The 20,856-nt window shown below is 30.7% G+C and carries 15 protein-coding genes; 6 read left to right on the top strand and 9 right to left on the bottom strand.

The features are described from left to right. Positions 1 to 148: 148 nt before the first annotated feature. The 3 genes from B3086_RS16585 to B3086_RS16575 form a co-directional block, all read right to left on the bottom strand. On the bottom strand, positions 149 to 1,303 hold the full coding sequence (locus tag B3086_RS16585) for a YibE/F family protein (protein ID WP_346848566.1): 1,155 nt from the start codon (positions 1,301 to 1,303) through the stop codon (positions 149 to 151). A gap of 83 nt (positions 1,304 to 1,386) precedes the next feature. Beyond that, positions 1,387 to 6,384, bottom strand: coding sequence for a CehA/McbA family metallohydrolase (locus tag B3086_RS16580; protein WP_346893944.1), 4,998 nt, complete (start codon positions 6,382 to 6,384; stop codon positions 1,387 to 1,389). A 285-nt stretch (positions 6,385 to 6,669) separates the two neighbouring features. Then, complete coding sequence (locus tag B3086_RS16575; RefSeq protein ID WP_346878543.1) at positions 6,670 to 7,896, bottom strand: dicarboxylate/amino acid:cation symporter; 1,227 nt, start codon at positions 7,894 to 7,896, stop codon at positions 6,670 to 6,672. A gap of 177 nt (positions 7,897 to 8,073) precedes the next feature. On the opposite strand from B3086_RS16575, the gene B3086_RS16570 reads away from it, so the two are divergent. Then, the gene (locus B3086_RS16570; RefSeq protein ID WP_346878542.1) at positions 8,074 to 8,931 is read left to right on the top strand and encodes an AraC family transcriptional regulator; all 858 of its coding nucleotides are present in this window, start codon (positions 8,074 to 8,076) and stop codon (positions 8,929 to 8,931) included. 51 nt (positions 8,932 to 8,982) lie between these two features. On the opposite strand, the gene B3086_RS16565 is transcribed toward B3086_RS16570, so the two are convergent. From B3086_RS16565 to B3086_RS16545, 5 genes are all read right to left on the bottom strand, one after another. After that, positions 8,983 to 9,120 carry a clostri-philic family protein gene (locus tag B3086_RS16565; RefSeq protein ID WP_346878541.1) on the bottom strand — a complete coding sequence of 46 codons (138 nt, stop codon included), beginning with the start codon at positions 9,118 to 9,120 and terminating at the stop codon, positions 8,983 to 8,985. A gap of 66 nt (positions 9,121 to 9,186) precedes the next feature. Further along, entirely contained in the window at positions 9,187 to 10,005 is an 819-nt protein-coding gene (locus B3086_RS16560; protein WP_346878540.1) for a M55 family metallopeptidase, read from the bottom strand. A gap of 25 nt (positions 10,006 to 10,030) precedes the next feature. Next, positions 10,031 to 11,428 (bottom strand): aldehyde dehydrogenase, encoded by a 1,398-nt coding sequence (locus tag B3086_RS16555; protein WP_414632303.1) that lies wholly within the window; start codon positions 11,426 to 11,428, stop codon positions 10,031 to 10,033. Between the two features lie 280 nt (positions 11,429 to 11,708). Beyond that, positions 11,709 to 12,392, bottom strand: coding sequence for a hypothetical protein (locus B3086_RS16550; RefSeq protein ID WP_346893940.1), 684 nt, complete (start codon positions 12,390 to 12,392; stop codon positions 11,709 to 11,711). Between the two features lie 88 nt (positions 12,393 to 12,480). Continuing rightward, positions 12,481 to 13,050, bottom strand: coding sequence for a TetR/AcrR family transcriptional regulator (locus B3086_RS16545; RefSeq protein ID WP_346878537.1), 570 nt, complete (start codon positions 13,048 to 13,050; stop codon positions 12,481 to 12,483). 391 nt (positions 13,051 to 13,441) lie between these two features. On the opposite strand from B3086_RS16545, the gene B3086_RS16540 reads away from it, so the two are divergent. Continuing rightward, complete coding sequence (locus tag B3086_RS16540) at positions 13,442 to 14,155, top strand: flavin reductase family protein (RefSeq protein WP_346893938.1); 714 nt, start codon at positions 13,442 to 13,444, stop codon at positions 14,153 to 14,155. A gap of 33 nt (positions 14,156 to 14,188) precedes the next feature. Continuing rightward, entirely contained in the window at positions 14,189 to 16,093 is a 1,905-nt protein-coding gene (locus B3086_RS16535) for an NAD(+) synthase (RefSeq protein WP_346893936.1), read from the top strand. A gap of 128 nt (positions 16,094 to 16,221) precedes the next feature. On the opposite strand, the gene B3086_RS16530 is transcribed toward B3086_RS16535, so the two are convergent. Then, complete coding sequence (locus B3086_RS16530; RefSeq protein ID WP_150846056.1) at positions 16,222 to 16,644, bottom strand: DUF327 family protein; 423 nt, start codon at positions 16,642 to 16,644, stop codon at positions 16,222 to 16,224. Positions 16,645 to 16,744: 100 nt separating this feature from the next. Here B3086_RS16530 and B3086_RS16525 point away from each other — a divergent pair, with 100 nt between their 5' ends. The 3 genes from B3086_RS16525 (at position 16,745) to B3086_RS16515 (ending at position 20,836) form a co-directional block, all read left to right on the top strand. Then, positions 16,745 to 17,311, top strand: coding sequence for a chromate transporter (locus B3086_RS16525; protein ID WP_346848556.1), 567 nt, complete (start codon positions 16,745 to 16,747; stop codon positions 17,309 to 17,311). Further along, positions 17,312 to 17,860: a chromate transporter gene (locus B3086_RS16520; RefSeq protein ID WP_346848555.1), complete on the top strand. Its 549-nt coding sequence runs from the start codon at positions 17,312 to 17,314 to the stop codon at positions 17,858 to 17,860. A 324-nt stretch (positions 17,861 to 18,184) separates the two neighbouring features. Further along, a complete protein-coding gene (locus B3086_RS16515; RefSeq protein ID WP_346848554.1) occupies positions 18,185 to 20,836 on the top strand; it encodes a cation-translocating P-type ATPase in 2,652 nt (883 codons plus the stop codon). Positions 20,837 to 20,856 lie beyond the last annotated feature (20 nt).

Here is a 20,856-nt window from a genome sequence, read left to right as displayed (position 1 = left end):
ATTTTTTTCTTAGGCACCTAAAAATAAATAATAAGTCAAAGATGGGAAGTATATTTTGAGTTAGACAAGGAAACAGGTTCCTTAGATAGTAGCACTATCTAAGGGTTCTGTTGACGCAGTATAACACAAAATAGACGAGTATTCTGACTTACTTATTTTTTGAAGATGCCTTACATAGATATGCTGCCATAATTGCTGTTGCTGGTACAGTTAGAATTATTCCTATAGTTCCTGATAACCCTTGAATCAGTTCGGTGCCAAGGATATCTAAATTCAGTAACCTATTAGTTGTCATACTAGAAGAGTATAATAAAATAAGTATGTTTATAGCTCCTCCTGCAAATGCTAAAATTAAAGTATTAGCCATAGTTCCTATTATATCTTTACCAATATTCATACCACTTTTAAATAATGCTTTTATACTCATAGTCTTATCTATGGAACTTATTTCAAATATAGATGAGGATATTGACATAGCTACATCCATAACCGCTCCCAATGCAGACACAAGAATCCCTGCAAAAAATATACCCTTTATTTTTAGATTAGTCGTTTCTGCTATATACATTATACTTTCTACCTCTGACATGTTTATTCCTGAGAGATTTGTGGTTTCACCAAATATGTAGGCAAGTATTCCTGCTATTAAAACTCCTATTAAAGTTCCTAAGATGGCTGACAATGTTTTCTTATTTGTTCCTGATACTAGCACTAAGGTAATTGATGTACTTATTATAGCTATTATTATAGCTGATATTATAGGACTTACACCTCTTAGCATTAATGGTACCATCAAAAATATTACGCAAATCATTGTAAATAGTAATGCTACTATAGATTTTAAACCTTTAAATCCTCCAACCAATAATATTACTAGTAAAAATAAAATAACCATAATAGATAAAGAAGTGCTTCTCTTAAAGCTAGATATAGCCACATCATTAAGCTTATTGTCCATGAAGTACATGGCAACTATTACCTTGTCACCTTTTTTTACTACAGTATTATATAGTCTACTTACATTATTAGTTATTTCATATTGATTTTCCACATAAGGGCCATTTAATATTTTTACTGATACCTGTTGATATCCTAGTTCTATTTCCTCTATATACTTATCATCTTGCAAATTTTCTTTAAGTACATTTACTATTTCTGCTTCATAATATTCTACGCCAGCACTTAGCTTGTCCAACAAAAATCCATTAGTAAATATTAGTTTAGATGAAAAAACAATTAATATTCCTAATATAACGGTTACTGTTATTGTTATAATATCCTTCTTGTATTTATTTATATTCATTAATAACCCTCCTCTCACCTATTTTATTGTAAGGGGCTGTTTCAAACTTACTTTGAGTCAGCCCCTAAATTCAATGTCTAATTTTATTTTTTACTCTGCTCTGTATTCTCTCCTTTGTTTTTTCTCTTAAATAATAGAGTTACTCCTCCTCCAATTACTAAAACAGCTATAACTATTAGTACTATTGAAGAACTATCTCCTCCTGTTTGAGGTAAGTTTGAATTATTGTTTCCTGAATTATTTGGTTTGTTTGGTTTATTAGGCTTACTTGGATTTTCTGGTTTTTCGTTATCATCTTTACCTGGTGTTTCTTTACCTATTACAGTTACCTTTCTTGTCATAGTAGTATTATTTCCAAAGCTATCAGTTATGCTATAGGTTAAAACATACTCTCCAGCCTTACTTGTATCTACTGAACCTGTAATTACTATTTTTGAAGTTATATCTCCATCCTCTTTATCAGTAGCAATTACCCCTGATTTAGGATCAAAGCTATCTCCAACCTTTATTGTTATATTTTCAGCTCCATTAATCACTGGTTTTTCATTGGTTTCTTCACTTGGAATTAATATTATTTCTCCAGTATTTCTAACTCTAAGTCTTGCTCCTTCAGGATCCATTGAACCAAGTCCAATAGCTGATACTGTATCTCCAACTTTAATATTTTTATCCCATATTCCCTTTGTACTCTCATCTTTTCCATCCCATATATATCCTTCTACATATATCCTTGATTCTCCAGTGCCATCGTTAATATATAAATTAGATTTATCCATTCTAACTACCTTACCTTGCACCTGAATAAGCTTACCACCATTCTCAGCTATCATACTATTTCCTGTAGAAAGCTTTACTGGAGATATATCAACTGGGTTTTCATCAATAATTTGAATTTGAGCATCTTCATCCTTAACTTGAATTTCAAATTCACCCTGATATGCATCTACTGTACCTGTAACTCTAATTTTTTGTCCAACCCTTAATGGAGTTTTAGATACACCAAATATACAGATACCGCCTGTTTCATCTTCTATATACACTACTTCAAAGAAGGAATTTTTAGGAGTTACTGCCTCTGACTGAGAAGTTACTATACCTTCTATAGTAAACTCTTCTCCTAGTAAATCAGGTACATTGTCCTTATTTGCATCTATTCTAACATCTTTGATATTTACTTTTTCAGCTATCTTCTCTGGCATCATCCAACCCATAATATTTTTTACTATTTTAATATTTGAGTAAGATATTGCATTTTGCCCATCTGTTTCAAAATCTGAGAAAAATGTATTACCAGCTACTACTACCTTACCACCATTACTTAGCTCTTCTGCTCCAATAACTGATACCTTTCCTTGTGCTACTGGTACGTTATCTTTAGCATTATCCGCATCGCTAGTAGTTGTAGTTTCATAACCCTTTACTAAGAAATCTACCTTCTCTCCCTTTGCTCCATCTGAAAGGACAACTGAAGCTCCACTATAGAAGCTATATTGCTCTTTTCCATCTTCGATACCAGATACTAAATTGTATAATGGTGAACTGTATTTATTAAAGTATAATCTATAAGGTTGACCACCATTAGTAGTATTATCAATAACTTGGTCATCATTTATTCTAAGTTCTGTTCCTATAGCTTCAAGTAATGGATTAAGCTGCCTATCATTGCTATATTCACCTTCACCATCCTTATAGTCAGCAATAGTAGTTATTATTATATTTCCTCCAGCCTTTACATAATCAGCAATAGCCTTTATCTCACTTGTCTCTAACTTACTCTTAGTTAAGTTATATTCTGACTTATCAATACTCTGTGGGTTTGTAAGAATAAATAAATCTACTCCCTTGAGAGTATCTGCAGTTATTGTCTCTTTATTTAAAGAAAGTATTGTATTTCTCTGTTGTAACAAATTCTTAAGTGCTGTATATTTTCCTGCATAATTTCCACTTACATATTGATTTACGTGAGCACCATCTATTACAACTCTATAAGTGTTTTCTGGATTTCTAACTTTGACCTTTACACTATTAGTAAATACTTTTTCACTGCCTTCATGATTTATTGTTGCTTTAGCATAAATTGTATATTCACCTTGTTTAGTAGGTATCCAATCTATTTGAACATTTTCGGTTTTAGTTCCTTCCACTAAAGGAATAACTTTTTCACCTACTTTATTTTCTGTTTTAATTTCATTTGCAAAGAACTCCACCTTAGCATCTTTTAAAGCCTTAGCTTCATTATTGTAAACTCCTACAGAAACTTGAACCTTTTCATTAGGTAAAGTTATTTCATTGTCTACAGTAACTGTAGTTAAACCAAAGTTACTACTATCACCAACCCATACTGGTGCTGTAACAGCTATATCCTGATCACCCTGCACTATCTTTAAATAGTAGTAGGTATATTCTGGAGACAATTCAAACTGCCAGTCTACATTTTTAGAATTAAATTCTTTAGATACAACCTCAACTCCACCATTAGAAATAACTGATACTTTCTTTATAGTCTCATCATCAGTTATATTAACTTTAAAATTTAGTTTATCTACTTCACCTAAGGAACTTCCCATTAGACTACCATTTACTGTGTAATCAACAATCATATTCTCATCTTCTGAAGCATATACATTTAAATTTCTTATAGAATCATATATATCTCCTCTAGAGTTATCTGTGGCTATAATTACTGTTCTTGCATTATTAGCTGTAAACCACTTGCCCTTATGATTATCTTGGTTATTAGTTGGTGCAACATGCCATCCTTTATCAAGAGCTCTTGTATAATATTCATAACTTGGAAAATAACCTGAACCTCTTATTGGCCCCTCACCATTACCAACTTCCACTAAGTTTACAACCTTGTCTGTAGCCTCACTATAATAACCAAAGTCTGCAAAATCCCCAAAAGTCTTACCTGGATGATTTAATTGAGAAATTGACTGTGGTTGTGTTTGCAATGTATTGTAATAGTTTTGTAAATCCATGGCCTTATTTGATCTGGTTTCAAATCCTGGTGTATTAAATGTATTTATATGACCCCACCCTCCAGTAGAACCTGACCAAGTCATTTCATATCCATATATAGCTGTAAAATCATCTTCTTTATCATATTTATCCGCTGTAAACTGAGCATTTGTCCAAGCTTTGCTAGCTGAACCGTCTGCTAAGGAAGCTGCTGTATCATTATCAAACCAATTTGAGTGATCTGTTACTGCATAATAGTCAGCTCCATGATTCTTAGCCCAAGAATAAGCTTCATCTAAAGAACCTGTTCCATCTGAAATATTAGTATGTGAATGAAGTTGCCCGAAGTAGTGACTTAACTTACCTTTTTTGAAAGTCCATTCTTTACTTGAATAATTCCCCAAAGTATCTTTAGCTTCAATCTTTACTCTGTGACTTCCATCGTCTAAATCAGTAGTTGGTTTGTATAGAATAGATGTTGAAGTTATTGTAGCTTTTGAAGTTACATCTTCACCATCAAAGAATATTTTAATAGAATTTTTATCTACTCCTGTCCTATCTTTTATTGAAGCCTTTATTTCGGGTCTTGCTACATCTCCAATACCTACACCACTGTCTGGCACTAAATCATATATTTCTGGTCCAACTATATCTTCATTAGTTACTTCTACATTAAATACTCCTTCTTGTGGAATTCTTGTAATATTAGTTCCATCCTCAGCCACAAGATAATATTCTATACCCATCAATTTCAGTTCTTCTTTAGATATTAATGCCATGTAATTTCCTTGTTCATCTTTAGTCATATTTATAGCCTTAAAGACTTCTTCTCCCTTAACTCTATAGTTTAACATTGCACTTTTAACTTCTTTATTATCTTCAATAGAAGCTGTTATTTTGAAATCTTCCTCTATTGATGCTTTAAGAATTGGTTCATGTTTTATTATAGGCCCTTCAGTGTCAGGAGCTTCTACCTTTGTAAATGTACAAGATGAACCATATATTTGTACAGTTGTGTTGTATTTCCCCATAGTTCCTTTAACATTAACTAAGTCACCAGTAACTACATTTATATCAGAAGGTACATAGTATATGTCTAACTTATCTTCTCCTTGAGTTAAGGTCTTAGCTGCAACATCTATAACTGCATTAGTTATTTCCACATATTTTGAGTCATGCTTTCCTGTTAATAACTCTTTTATAGTATAAATTTCTGCAGTTGGCATACCACTATTAGATATAACCTTAATATCGCTAGCCTGAAGTTGAGCTAATCCTTTAAAGGTATCTCTGGTACCTTTAACTTCAACTAAGGCTCCATTAACTGCAGCACTTAAATCTATCTTAGTGGAGTTATTTGATATTGCAATTGCACCTGTAGCATCTTGAATATGAAGGGTTTTATTTCTATCATTAAAGGAAACTATTCCCCTAACTACAGCTTCAACCCCATTAGTTAAATCTCTAGCAGATGATATAGTTATGACCTCTGAAGTTGGTGGATCTATTGGTGGTTCTCCTGGATCTGTAGTTCCTCCTCCAATACAAGAAATTTCTATATCATCTATAGCTAAGTTACCTGATGCTTTATTGAAAGTAAATCTTATAGCTGTAACTCCCTTTTCTAAAGAAACTGAAAAGGTACTTTCACTCGTAACTGTAATATCTGGTCCTTTTATCTCTTGCCACACTTCATTAACTTTAACTTCTAATTTTAAAGTTGAAGTTATCGGACCATTTCCAACTTGCCCCTTATACCAAAAACTCAAAGTTCCTGTTGAAGGTAAATTGAATACTGGTGTTTCTAAAGTTTCAGTACTACTTCCACTCAATCGTCCAAATCCTAGTGAAGGTTTTGTTTTACCATAATTCCCATTTGTGTCATATCCATCTAGTACAGTAGCTTTTTCCCCATTTCTTGTAATTGTCCATCCTTCTCCTTCTGGTTTTACATTCTTTCTAGCTCCTGTAAAACCTTCTGAAAGGAGTATTGTTGTATCTTCATTATTATTAATAGCTATTTCTACTGCATAAACACTTATACTTGGCATAACAATATAAGTTACTAAGAATAATAATGCACTAATTAGGCTTAAAAGTTTATTTTTTTTCTTTCCCAATTAACTGCCCCCCTTACAATATTTTATAAATAATTATAACATTATATGGATATTATTTAAATTATTGTAATAAAACATTTAATCTTATATTATTCTATAAATTAACTATTTTTTTGAATTTATAAATATTTTTTATCAACTAATCAGTAAAATTTGTAATTAAATAATCTAATTAATAAAATATTATCAATAAGATTGAATAAAAATAAGGCTATTTCAGTCAGTTGAGATAGCCTTATTTCTATATGCAAAATTTATATCTGTACTTTTATTATAAATTTTATTTTAAATCCTTTTCTTTTCTGTAAATTTAGATATTACCATGGTACAAACCGTGTTACCTGCAGAATTTAATAAGGTTGCGGGCGCATCAATTATAGTTGCAATAACTAACATTATTGCTAAAGCTTCTGGAGGAAATCCAAATATACTTAATATTAGCATCTCGCCAATGGAACCACCTACTGGTATAGCACCAACAACAGCTCCTACTAGTAATCCCACCATGAAAATAATAGTTAAAGTTCCCAAGCTATTAATGTCTCTTCCGAATATCGCAAATAAAAACATTATCTTATATATTCCACCTATCACTGAACCATCCTTATGGATATTTACACCTAAAGGCATAACTATATTAGCTAAGGAACTAGATACTCCCATATTTTTAGCTGCCTGAATATTTACTGGAATACAGGCTGCACTAGAACATGTAGCTAATGCTGTCACTGATGGTCCTGTGGAATTTCTCCAGAAAGCTTTTATACCTTCTTTACCCCCTGCTATATAGGCATAGAGAGTAAAGAATATAATAAAATATACTATAGATACTATCAAATACAGTACAAATACCTTTGCATATCCACTTAATATTTGACTTCCTAATTGACCAACTACGTTGGCAAAATATGCTGCTAATCCTATTGGAGCATAATACATTATTATATTTATCACCTTATTTACTACTATAGCGCCACTACTTAAAAAATTAGAAAACTCCTTTCCTTCTTCTTTTGCTAACATAGTTCCAAAACCTATAAGCATAGAAAATATTATAAGTGCCAATAAATTACTTCTAGATAACAACTGTGAAAAATCCCCTACAGTAATACTAGAAACTATTTTTTCTAAAAATCCTACTTGCTCCCTAGGTACAACTTGAGCACTATTCATTAACTCTGTAAACATAGACGAATTTAGTCCCTGTGCAGGATTAAAAATTTTGAAACTAGTTACCCCTATTATTCCTGATATAATAGCCGTACATACAAATACTACTATTGTAATTCCAAGTATCTTTCCTAATTTTTTTGAGCTATCCATATTAGCAATAGCCGATGAAATACTAAAGAATACTAATGGTATCAGTATTGTAAATATTAAATTTAGAAATATTGTTCCCAGTGGTGCAAAAATACTTGCCCTTTCTCCCATGATCAACCCTATAACTCCACCTATAATAACTGAAATTATTAAAAATATCGAGGACTTATAATTTTTTAAAATCTCCATTTTTCCTCCTCCTTAAATAAAATAATATAATTAGTAATTTAATTTTCATATATGTTATAATCTTATTATATTCAACACTATGTACAATAAATATTGAATATACTGTTTAAAACATTGCAAAAACTGCTTTTTTAATAATATGATAAATGAAGTATATTTAGTTTTGGAGGTATCTTTATGGATAACACATATTCAAGTAACAAATCTGGATATCTTAATAAAGACTTTCAGCTTTTTCATATAAAGGACAAAAAAAATCAAGAATTCGAGTTTCATTATCATGACTTTAATAAAATAATAATCTTTTTATCTGGAAAAGTTACTTATTTAATTGAAGGGAAGGCTTATTATTTAAAGCCTTGGGATATTCTACTTGTAAACAATCATGATGTGCACAAGCCTATTATCGATTCTAATGAGACCTATGAACGTATAATTATTTGGGCTAATTCAGGTTTTATTGAAAATCATAATTATGAAGGTTGCGATTTATCAACTTGCTTTAAACTAGCAAAAGAGAAGAGTTTTAATTTAATAAGACTTGAAGATAAATTTCAAAATAACCTTAAAAATATCATATCTTCCTTAGAAGTATCATTTAACTCTCAAGATTTTGGAAGTAAACTTTTAGGTAACTCCCTCTTTATTCAACTAATTATATATCTTAACAGACTTTATCTTGATAAAACTTATATTACTACTAAGGATTCTTTAAAATACGATAAACAAATTGAAGAGATTTTAAAATATATAAACAATAACCTATCACAAGATCTATCCATTGAACTTATATGTAAGGAATTCTTTATAAGTAAATATTATTTAATGCATAAATTCAAAAATGAAACTGGGTATACTCTTCATAACTATATAATTCAGAAGAGATTATTTATGGCTCAAGAACTTATAAAATCTGGTGAGCCTGTAACTAAGGTTAGTTCCCTCTGTGGATTTAAGGATTACTCTAGTTTTCTACGTAGCTTTAAAAAGCTCTTTCACAAATCACCCCGAGAATATATAAATGCAATAAAATAAGCTGTCTCAAAATAAACTACTTCTGAGACAGCTTCTTAAAACACAATTTAACTATTTTATTTCATTTCCGTTGAAATCTTTAAATTCAGGCTTATTTCGAGGATCCCCAACATTGTTTTGATTCTCATGAAGCTTTTGTCTTCTTTTTCCCTTCTGAGCTGGATTGTTAGAACCTGATTTTCTCTTCATAATAAACACATCCTTTCCTTAAATAGTTTCTACTTTTTTTAAGGTTTTATGTGTTTAAATTAAGTGTTATCGCATCCAAGCCCCAGCCAAGGTAATTAGACCACTTCTTATTTTATAAGCTTCCATAATATCCTTTGCCTTGTACTTAATTCTGTTAGGTTCTATAAGCTGAACTCCTGGAATACATAAGGTTCCTTCTGCCATACCACTATCCATAAAGGCTATTTCTAACTCTACCTCATCATCTAATATGTTAGGTTCTACTAATTTATTATAAATAGCTTTTTCTGCTGATGATTCTAACATTTTATGAACTCTCTTTGGCTGTATGCATTCACCTACATATCTACTGTGAGCTTTTTTAACTTCTACAGCTTCTATATTCTTGTTAAATTCTTTAGCTTGACTTGTTAAAATGTTATCTCCTGATGTCATTACCACTGGAACTTTAAAATATCCTGCCAATAAGGAGTTAAATTCAAACTCTCCTACTACTTTTCCATTTAGTCTTATCTCTGATACCACAGAGCTATTATAACTGTGGGCTAAAACCCCTGAAGTATTATGTCTTCCATGATATCCTATCAGCATAACTGCATCAAAAGTATTATTTATACCCTCCATCATGCCAAGAATTTTTTTATTTCCACTAATTAATACTACATCTTCATCTAACTCTTCAATGAGAATACTTGTCATAGGACCGTGAGAATCATTTACTAGTATTTCTTTTGCACCTGCTTTTTTAATTCCTCTTATGACTGCATTTACTTCTTCTGTCATAAGCTTTCTTGCTCTTTCATAGTTATAGCCACCTTCATTAGTAAATCCCCAGTTAGTTACTCCACTGATTCCTTCAATATCCACTGAAATATAAATTTTCATAAAAATCCCCCTTATCTCATTCAATTTATTTCATAAGTTTTTTTACATTACTTAGATTTTTATTATTAAAAGGTGGAAAAACTATTGGAATATTTATTTTAGTAGTTTTTCTTACAACGCTTCTTCTATGAGAAAATGTCTTAAAGCTTTCTTTGCCATGATAAGCTCCTATACCCGAATTTCCAACTCCTCCAAAAGGTAACTCCGGATTAGCTAAATGAGTTATTGTGTCATTTATACAAGCTCCACCTGAAGAAATTTCTTCCAAAACCTTTTTCTCTACTTCATAGTTTTCAGCAAATAAATACAGAGCTAATGGCTTTGATAGTTTCTTAATTTCCCCTATTATCTCATCTAAATTACTAAAGCTTATAATTGGAAGAATAGGTCCAAAAATCTCTTCTGACATAGCTGCACCTTCCCATGAAGCATCTATAAGTGTAGGTTCAATATATCTTTTTTCTCTATTTACTTTTCCACCATATATTATTTTATCTGCCTCTTTATCTAATATATTTTTAAGCCTTATGAAGTGTCTATCATTAACAATTCTTCCGTAGTCTTTACTCTCCATAGCATCCTTACCATAGAAGCTTTGAATTTGCAATTTTAATTCCTTAATTAATTCATCTTTCACCTTGTTATTTACTACTACATAATCCGGTGCTACACAGGTTTGACCTACATTTATAGTCTTGCCCCAAATTATACGCTTAGCTGCCACTCTAATATCTGCACTTTCATCTACAATTACAGGACTTTTCCCACCTAATTCTAAAGTAACAGGAACTAGGTTTCTTGCAGCAGCTTCCATTATTATTTTCCCAACTTGAGCACTCCCTGTAAAGAAGATGTAATCAAAGGTACCATTAATCAATGAAGTGTTAGTTTCTATTCCACCTTCTACTGAGCGTATATATTCCTTAGGGAAGGTTTCAGTAATCATTTCTGTAATTACTCTTGATAAATTGGGCACATTTTCAGATGGTTTTAATACTACACAATTTCCAGCAGCAAGTGCTCCCACCAAAGGTTCTATCAAAAGTTGAAATGGATAATTATAAGGCCCTATAATTAGAACCGTTCCATAGGGCTGAGAAATTACAAAACTTTTTGCAGGAAATAAGTACAAAGGCGTTTTTACCTTTTCTTTCTTTGCCCACTTCTTTAAATTCTTTATAGTGTGACTAATACTACTTAATACAAAGCCTACCTCTGTAGTATAAGATTCAAACTCACACTTTCCTAAATCTTTATATAATGCTTCATATATTTTATATTCATACTTTTTTATAGCAGACTTTAAACTTCTTAATTGATTAATACGAAAATCTATATTACGACTTTTTTTTGACTCAAAAAACTTATAGTGATCTTCTATAATTTTATCTACATCAATTGAACTTAATTCCATAAACCTAATCACTCCTTATTATACCTATTTCAATAACTATATTTTATACTATTTTTACATATTATACTACATAGCTCCATAGCAAAGACCTACTTAAAAATTTTATTTTTAAGTAGGTCTTTCAAAGGGATAATTTATTTCAAACAGCTTAAGAATTTATAATTTAAAAATATTTAATATAATAAATATTAAAATTTTAAAAATTTATCTTATATAACTATTTAAAATTTTACCTAGGATACGATTTTAATATTTACCTATAGAACTATATAAATATTTAAATAGTTAACTAGTTGTTTACACCATGCGGGTTTGAGAGTTTTTTCATCTCGTTATATCCCATAAATACAATCCATACATAGGCTAAAGTCTTAGGTATCATAAGAATTCCTATGATCGGTAAAGTATTTGACCATAGTACAACAGGAATATAGAATCCAAAAGATAAAATTATTGCAATAGGCATAAATTTAAATCCTTTATCATTGTTTTCTTTAATTTTATTATGGAAAATCCATATGATTATAAGTCCTATTAATGCAAAAGGAATGTTACGATATATTCCCCAGGAAACTGGAGCATTATATGATAACCATTGGTTTTCTGGGAATGCACATAATATAATCCTAACAATAGCTAATCCATAAATAATATTAGTTAAGCCTTTTTTGTCTTTGACATCATAACGAATTCTCCAAATATGATATAGCACTACATAAAATATAGTCATTGTAATAGATGTAATTAGTTTTCCTACTCCTAAAGCCGTAGCATTAGCTTCTAAACCAGTGGTAAGTAATCCATAAGCCCTTGGAACTAGATGAAATGCATCTCCACATCCTAAAATCACTGCCATAATTCCAAATAATCTATATTGTTTATTTTGTCCACTTTTCTTAATCATAATAATTCCCATTATTATAACTGTTGAAAGATAAAGAATATCAAAAAGTGTTTCCATAATCCCTTGCATAATATATCACCTCTCATTTTTACTTGAACATAGTTCATTATTTATGTGTATAAAATGCTGTAAGTTAATACAGCATTTTTATTTAACTTTATTTAAAATAAATAATTCTCTTTAATGCTTCTATAAAAAAAGTTATATCCTCTTCCTTAGCTTTAAGCATAACTAACATGTTGCTAAAAATAAATTTAGCCACTTTTTCCTTAGTTAAATTGTCTGTCCAAGTTTCATCACTAATATTATCTTCTGAATCTAAGAGATTAACTATACTTTCACTAACTTTTTTAAAAAATTCGTGTTCTTTTTTTCTTCCTAGAGATTTTTCACTACTACTTAATAAAGATAACTGATCTATCCAATTTTCTTGAAATTTATCTAAGTAAACAAAAATATTATTATATAATAGCTCTATCTTTTCAAAAATATTTTTTTCACCCATTAAACATGTATGAAAATCAGTAAAGGCTTCTCTCCAAAAATCTTCAACAACCGATAACACTAATTCACTTTTTGTGGAGAATGAATTATAAACTGTACCTACTGAAATTTTACATCTACTGGCTACAGCTCTTATATTTATTGCTGCAATTCCATTCTCTAAGGCAATTTCTTTTGCTCCTTTAAGTATAATCTCTCTTGGGTTTTCTGAGAACCTATTCATTATATCTACTCCTTGTTTGAACTACGTTCAAGTTAATTATATATCAAATTTTTTTATAGGTCAATATGTCTTGTTATTTTAGCCTAACTGATTGAAGCTAAATTCTCCTTATATAAGTTAAGAATTTCCCTATATTTATATTATAATATAAAGTTATGAATAAAAACACACTGTTTACACTTAAAACTCCCCGAAATTTCTTACACCTACTAAAACGGGTAATTAAAATTAAAGATTAATTTAAATTATTGTACTATAATAAATATCTATAGCTTAGATGGTTATTATTTTTGATAAATATACCCAACTTGCTATATAATACATATGAGACAAAAATAATTAAGTTTATTTATATCAGGTTTATGTTAAAATTAGAAAGTGATGTGATATTATGGCTAAAACTACTTTTAAGGGTAGTATTATGCTAAATCCTGTTCCAGCAGTGATGATAACTAGTAGAAATTCTGAAGGAAGGGATAATGTATTTACTGTAGGCTGGATAGGTACAGCTTGTACTAAGCCACCTATGATTACAGTTGCTATTCGTCCTGAAAGATTATCCTATGAATATATAAAACAAACTGGTTCCTTTGTAGTAAATCTAGCTTCTAGTAATCTAGTTAAAGCTGTGGATTACTGTGGAGTTAAAAGTGGAAGAACCAATGACAAGTTTAGGGATATGAACTTGTCTCTCAGTGAAGCTAAGGATATTTCCTGTGGTATTATTAATCAATGTCCCGTTGCCTTTGAGTGTGTAGTAAAATCTATAACTCCCCTAGGTACCCATGATTTATTTTTAGCTGAAATAGTTAACTGTCATGTGGAAAATACACTTATCGATGAAAAAGGGAAAATTCACTTTGATAAAGGAGACCTACTTTCATACTCTCATGGTGAATACTTTAGTTTATCTCCTAAGCCTATTGGAAAATTCGGATATTCTGTGGCTAAAAAAACTACTATTAAACTTAAAAATAAAGGCATAAAAAAACATAATGAAACCACAAAAACTGCAATAGTGGAGAAAGAACAATTACATAATAGAAAAAATATTAAGAGTAATAAACCTAAAAAAACTAAAACTAAAAAAAGAACTCGTATATAAGAAATATATTTAATATGAAAGGTGCGATGTTTAATGAACTTTATAAAGGTTGGTTCTGCTTGTCCTATTACTAAGGTAGCAGATGTTGACTTTAACTTAAATGAAATAAAAAAATGTGTTGAAAAAGCCATAGAAGAACAAGTTAAAATTTTAGTTTTTCCTGAATTATCTATAACCTCCTATAGTTGTGCTGATTTATTCTTTCAACAAAAACTACTAAAAAAAGCAGAAGTAGCTATTGAAAATCTTTGTGTATTTTCTGAAGGAAGAGATATCTTATTTGCTGTAGGTGCTCCTTTTGAATATGATGATGTGCTTTATAATGCAGCTTATCTTATCTTTAATGGTAAAGTTTTAGGTATTGTTCCAAAAAGTTACTTACCAAATGCTTCTGAATTCTATGAAAAACGTTGGTTTAGCAGTGGTCTTAATATAACTTCTAGAATAGTTAAACTTCCTTTCCAAGACAATATATATTTTGGAACTAACCTAATATTTAGAAGTGGTGATATTAGTATTGGAGTGGAAATTTGTGAAGACCTTTGGGTTACTATTCCACCAAGCAGTTTCTTATCTTTAGCTGGTTGTAATGTAATATGTAATTTATCTTCATCTAATGAGTTAGTTAGCAAGGCTGACTATAGAAGAGCCTTAATTAAAAATCAAAGTGCTAGATGTATGAGTTCCTATATCTATTCTTCTAGTGGAGTCTTTGAATCTACTACTGATGTATTATTTAGTGGCCATCTTTTAATCAGTGAAAATGGTGGAATCTTATCTGAAAATGAAAGATTTAATCGCGAAAATGAAATTATTACAGCAATTATTGATGTAGATAAATTAAAGGCTGAAAGATTAAAAAATATAAGCTTTAGAGATAATAAAGTTTTAATTCCTTTTGATATGGAAACTATATACTTTGATTTTAACAATATAGCTATTAATAATTTTGATAAATATATAGATAAACATCCTTTTGTACCTAGTAATCCTCTTGAAAGAGATAAACGATCTAAAGAGATATTTAATATTCAAACTTCAGCTCTTGCTAAAAGATTTGAGCATACTGGCTTAAAGAAGGCAGTTATAGGAATTTCTGGCGGTCTTGATTCTACTCTAGCTCTTCTAGTGGTAGTAAAAACCTTTGATATGTTGAAAATGCCTAGAGAAAATATTGTAACCATTACTATGCCTGGTTTTGGTACTACAGATAGAACCTATAATAATGCCTTAGATCTTTGCAAGTATCTAGGTACAGACTTAAGAGAAATAAATATTGTACCTGCTTGCCTCCAACATTTTAAAGATATTGGTCATCCTGTAGAGCAACATGATGTAACCTACGAAAATGTTCAAGCAAGAGAAAGAACACAAATTCTTATGGACCTTGCTAATAAAGAAGGTGGACTGTTAATTGGGACAGGGGATTTATCTGAGTTAGCTCTTGGTTGGTGTACTTATAATGGAGATCATATGTCCATGTATTCTGTAAACTGTTCTATTCCAAAAACCCTTGTAAGATACCTAGTGGATTATGTGGCTGACCATGAAAGCACTCCTGATATAAGTAAAATCCTTATTGATATTTTGGATACCCCTGTAAGTCCAGAGCTACTTCCTAAGGACAAAGATGGAAACATTACTCAAAAGACTGAAGATATTGTAGGACCTTATGAACTTCACGATTTCTTCCTATACCATTTCATGAAACATGGTGCTTCTAAGGAACGTATAGAATTCTTAGCTAAGGCTGCCTTTAAGGGGATATATGATGACGAAGTAATTAGTAAATGGCTTAATAAATTTATGACTCGATTCTTCACTCAACAATTTAAGCGTTCAGCTCTACCTGATGGTCCTAAGGTTGGATCTATAAGCCTTTCTCCAAGAGGAGATTTAAGAATGCCATCAGATGCTAGCTATAACGGATTTCTTTAACTTTAAAAATATAATTAAATACCACTGGTAATTGTCTATTTATTACCAGTGGTCCTTAACTTAATATATAAAATATTAAATTATAGTATAACTTAATAATGAAGATAATTAGAGATATTAATTTATAATTATCTATAAATATCTACAATGAGACCTGATATTTCATCTATAGTGCTAGCTATATCTAAGTTTTCTCGTTCTTCATTAAGTAGCATCTGTGTTAGTTCTTCTAATTTATTGTCAATAGTCTCTACTGTAACAAAGTATTGAGTTTGCCAAAAGCTTATATCCTTTTTTATGGAATACATAAATGAAAGTACTGATTCTAGATATTCTTTTATTTCTTTTTTATAAGCTCTAACATCAGCATAGCACTTTGAAATTACAAGTCTGCTACCTTTAGATTTTATATTTTTAAGCATTTTCTTAAGATCTTCTTCTGACTTTTGCTCTCTAGCAAAGCTAAAATTTTTAGAGAAGTCCTGTTTGTTATTTACAACTTTACTTTCTCTTTGTATTGGAGTATTTCTTCCTACTTTTGATATCTCCATGTGAACACCCCCTTGTCCTTTAATTATATTATAAATAAGGTTAAGGATTTTAGCTATATTTTCTTACTATTTACAGATTAAATTAATTTAGGAGGCAATTATGAAAACTTTAATTAATATGTTTATAACCTTCTTTAAGATAGGTGCCTTTACCTTTGGTGGTGGTTATGCCATGATTCCACTTATTGAAAGAGAAGTTGTAGATAAAAACCATTGGATAGACAAAGATGAATTTATAGATATAATAGCTATATCTCAAAGCTTTCCTGGAGCCTTAGCAATAAATAGCTGTACCTTCATTGGATACAAAATTAATGGAGTTCTAGGAGCTATCCTAGGACTTTTAGGTGTAGCCCTTCCCTCTTTTATCATTATAGTAATTATAGCTATGGCCTTCAGTAAATTCAGAAACCTTTATGTCATTGAACTTATCTTTAAAGGCATCAATGCTGCCGTTCCCCTTCTAATTTTAGTAGGTGTAAATAGCTTGGCAAAGGTTTTAGATAAAACAGCTGTTAATATAATTATTGTAATAGTCACTGTAATTCTTAGTGTATTTATGAATGTTAATCCTGTATATTTAATTCTTATTGCTGCTGTATATGGAATATATATTAATAGAAATCACCACATTGATAATTATAAAAATACAAAGGAGGAAAATTAGATGCTATTACTAAAGCTATATTTAGCCTTTCTTAAAATTGGAACCTTCGGCTTTGGTGGTGGATACGCTATGCTTCCTTTAATTCAAAAGGAAATTGTGGACAACAATGCTTGGCTATCTCAAACAGATTTCATGGATATCATAGGTATATCTCAAATGACTCCTGGTCCTATAGCTATAAATGCTGCAACCTTTGTAGGCTATAAAACTGGCGGAATTATAGGAAGTGTTCTATCTACACTAGGGGTTGTCACTACATCCTTCATACTCATATCCTTTGCTAATTACTTCTTTAATAAATTTAAAAATTCAAAGATACTAGCTCATGCCTTAAAAGGAATGAGACCTGCTCTTATTGGACTTATAATTTCTGTATTTATAACTCTTAGCTACGAGTCCTATAGAGATTTAAACAGTTTAATAATAGCAGCAATTATTGGTTTTCTACTTTATAAAACTAAAATTCATCCTATATTAATTATTGTTATTGCAGCATTTTTAGGTATATTATTCTATGGAATGATCCCTAATTTGCTTGCTAAGTTTTAATAAAAAATATCTTGTAATTTATTAGTACATCCCTTATAATTAATGTATAAAATATAATTACATATGAGGGAGTAATTAGTAGGATTATCCTATGGCAATGTCAACATCTTGGCTTTAAGTCTGGCTTTGCATTAAATAATGAGACTCATGTATAGTGCTTACGCTATATATGAGTCTTTTCTTTTTACATACATTACCTACATATGTGATTATGTTTTTGCAAATATTAATAAAAGAATATCTTTTATTAAATCTATGTAAGTTTTACTAACTAAATCTTAGATTTAGAGTATGGCTTAACACTATTAATTATGAGGTGATTTTATGTATTTTAATGACTCTATTGACGATGTTATAGGTAAGTTTAACACCAACCCAGATACTGGTCTTACTTCATCTCAAGTTGAGGAAATTAGGTCCAAGTATGGGTCTAATAAACTGGCATCAAAAAAGAAAAAAACTAAAGTCCAACTATTCTTTGCACAACTAAATGATATTCTAATTTATATCCTTATAGTTGCAGCTATACTATCTGTAGTTGTAGGAAAAGAAATAAGTGATGCAATTATTATCGGTATTGTTATTTTAGTTAATGCAACAGTTGGAATGATTCAAGAGTCTAAAGCCGAGAAGGCCCTTGATGCATTAAAGGAATTATCAACACCAAAGGCTATAGTAAAGCGTAATGGAGAATTAATAGAAATTCCTTCAGAGGAAGTAGTCCCTGGTGATGTAATTATCATCGATGCAGGTAGATTTATTCCTTGTGATATTCGTCTTATAGAAAGTGCTAACCTTAAGGTAGAAGAATCTGCCCTTACTGGTGAGTCTGTTCCTGTAGACAAGAATGCAAATCTTATCCTTGAAGATGAAAAAGTATCTCTTGGTGATAAAAAGAACATGGTATTTATGTCTACCTTAGCTACCTATGGTAGAGCTACAGGTATAGCTGTAGCTACAGGTATGAATACTGAAATTGGTAAAATAGCTAAAATGCTTGATGAAGGTGAAAATGAGCTTACACCTCTTCAAAAGAAACTTGAACAACTGGGAAAAGTTTTAGGTATTGCTGCTATTGGTATCTGTGCTATTATGTTTGCAGTCGGTTTATTACAAGATAGAGCTGTTACTGATATGTTCATGATTTCTATCAGCCTTGCTGTTGCGGCTATTCCTGAAGGTCTTGCTGCTATTGTAACTATAGTTCTTGCTTTAGGTGTTCAAAGAATGATAAAGCAAAATGCTATTATTAGAAAATTACCTTCTGTAGAAACTCTAGGTTCTGTGAATATTATATGCTCTGATAAAACTGGTACATTAACTCAAAATAAAATGACAGTAGTTAAATACTTTGCAGATAATAAACTAAAAGAAGTTAAGGAATTCAATATAAATAATGATGGCGAAAAACTTTTACTTGAAAACATAGTCCTTTGTAATGATGCTACTTCTACGGCTACATCAAAAACTGGAGATCCAACAGAAATAGCACTTTTAGATATGGGAAATATGTTTAACGTTTTTAAAGAAGAGTTAGATAAAACTCATAAAAGAGTTGATGAAATACCTTTTGATTCTGACAGAAAATTAATGACTACGGTAAACTCTTATGAAGATAAATTTAATGTAATGACTAAGGGTGCTACTGATAATCTTATTAATATATGTACTTCTGCTTATATTAATGGTGAAGTTGTACCTATGACTGAAGAAATTAAAAATGGTTTCTTAAAAGTTGCTACAGCTATGTCAGACGATGCTTTAAGAGTTCTAGGTGCTGCTTTTAAAACTGTTAACTCTACCCATGTAGAAGTTGATGAATTGGAAAAAGACTTAACATTCATTGGTCTTATTGGTATGATAGACCCTCCTAGACTAGAAGTTAAAGACTCTATAGAAATTTGTAAAACTTCTGGCATAAAAACTATAATGATTACTGGTGACCATAAAAATACAGCCTTTGCTATCGCTAAGGAACTATCTATTGCAGAGGATATAAACCAAGTAGCTAGTGGTGCTGACATAGATAACTTAACTGATGAGGAACTTTCAAGTAGATGTGAAAATCTAAGAGTTTTTGCTAGAGTATCTCCTGAGCATAAGGTTAGAATAGTTAAAGCCTTTAAATCTAAAGGAAATATTGTATCTATGACTGGCGACGGAGTTAATGATGCTCCATCCTTAAAGGCTGCTGATATTGGTGTAGCTATGGGTATCACAGGTACTGACGTTGCTAAAGGTGCCTCTGACATGGTATTAACAGATGATAACTTTTCTACCATAGTAGCAGCTATTGAAGAAGGTAGGAATATATTTAATAACATAAAAAAATCTGTAATATTCTTAATTTCTTGTAATGCCGGTGAGATTGTTGCTCTATTCTTTGGTATTCTCTTCGGATGGGCTGCACCACTTAATGCAACTCATATATTATGGGTTAATCTTATAACAGACTCCTTCCCAGCTCTTGCCCTAGGTGTAGACCCTGGTGATAAGGATGTTATGAAACATAAACCAAGAAGTCCTAAGGATAGTTTATTTAAGGGTTCTTTATTTACTCTTTTATTTAATGGTGTGTTAATTGGTATATTAACCCTTATAGGTTTCATTTATGGAGTTAACAAATACGGAGATGCCGGAGTTACTCTTGTTAACATAGCTAACAATCCTGAAGCTTTGATGCATGCTCAAACTATAGCCTTTGTAGTTCTTAGTGGAACTCAACTGATTCATTCTTTAAATATGAGAAGTTCAGATAAATCCATATTTAAAATTGGTTTGTTCTCAAATATGTATTTAATCTATGCAATGGTTGTTGGTATCGCATTACAAATGGCAGTTATTTATATACCGCCAATTGCTAGAATGTTCAATGTTATACCATTAACTTTAGCAGATTGGGGACTTGTTATTGTTCTAAGCTTAATACCTTTAGTTATAAATGAAATAATTAAACTATTTATCAAAGATAAATAAAAAAAGACAAATTTCAATAA

This window comes from Clostridium sp. UBA871, assembly GCF_002295255.1.
In the GTDB taxonomy this organism is placed as follows: domain Bacteria; phylum Bacillota; class Clostridia; order Clostridiales; family Clostridiaceae; genus Clostridium_J; species Clostridium_J sulfidigenes.
The sequence above is the reverse complement of the archived record's forward strand: the minus strand, read 5'-3'. Positions and strand labels throughout refer to the sequence as shown.

Coding starts and splice junctions, on each gene's coding strand:
- B3086_RS16565 (WP_346878541.1), bottom strand. CDS start 9,120: ATGAAGAGAAAATCAGGTTCTAACAATCCAGCTCAGAAGGGAAAAAGA.
- B3086_RS16530 (WP_150846056.1), bottom strand. CDS start 16,644: ATGGAGATATCAAAAGTAGGAAGAAATACTCCAATACAAAGAGAAAGT.
- B3086_RS16570 (WP_346878542.1), top strand. CDS start 8,074: ATGGATAACACATATTCAAGTAACAAATCTGGATATCTTAATAAAGAC.
- B3086_RS16520 (WP_346848555.1), top strand. CDS start 17,312: ATGCTATTACTAAAGCTATATTTAGCCTTTCTTAAAATTGGAACCTTC.
- B3086_RS16550 (WP_346893940.1), bottom strand. CDS start 12,392: ATGCAAGGGATTATGGAAACACTTTTTGATATTCTTTATCTTTCAACA.
- B3086_RS16525 (WP_346848556.1), top strand. CDS start 16,745: ATGAAAACTTTAATTAATATGTTTATAACCTTCTTTAAGATAGGTGCC.
- B3086_RS16585 (WP_346848566.1), bottom strand. CDS start 1,303: ATGAATATAAATAAATACAAGAAGGATATTATAACAATAACAGTAACC.
- B3086_RS16515 (WP_346848554.1), top strand. CDS start 18,185: ATGTATTTTAATGACTCTATTGACGATGTTATAGGTAAGTTTAACACC.
- B3086_RS16535 (WP_346893936.1), top strand. CDS start 14,189: ATGAACTTTATAAAGGTTGGTTCTGCTTGTCCTATTACTAAGGTAGCA.
- B3086_RS16540 (WP_346893938.1), top strand. CDS start 13,442: ATGGCTAAAACTACTTTTAAGGGTAGTATTATGCTAAATCCTGTTCCA.
- B3086_RS16575 (WP_346878543.1), bottom strand. CDS start 7,896: ATGGAGATTTTAAAAAATTATAAGTCCTCGATATTTTTAATAATTTCA.
- B3086_RS16560 (WP_346878540.1), bottom strand. CDS start 10,005: ATGAAAATTTATATTTCAGTGGATATTGAAGGAATCAGTGGAGTAACT.
- B3086_RS16545 (WP_346878537.1), bottom strand. CDS start 13,050: ATGAATAGGTTCTCAGAAAACCCAAGAGAGATTATACTTAAAGGAGCA.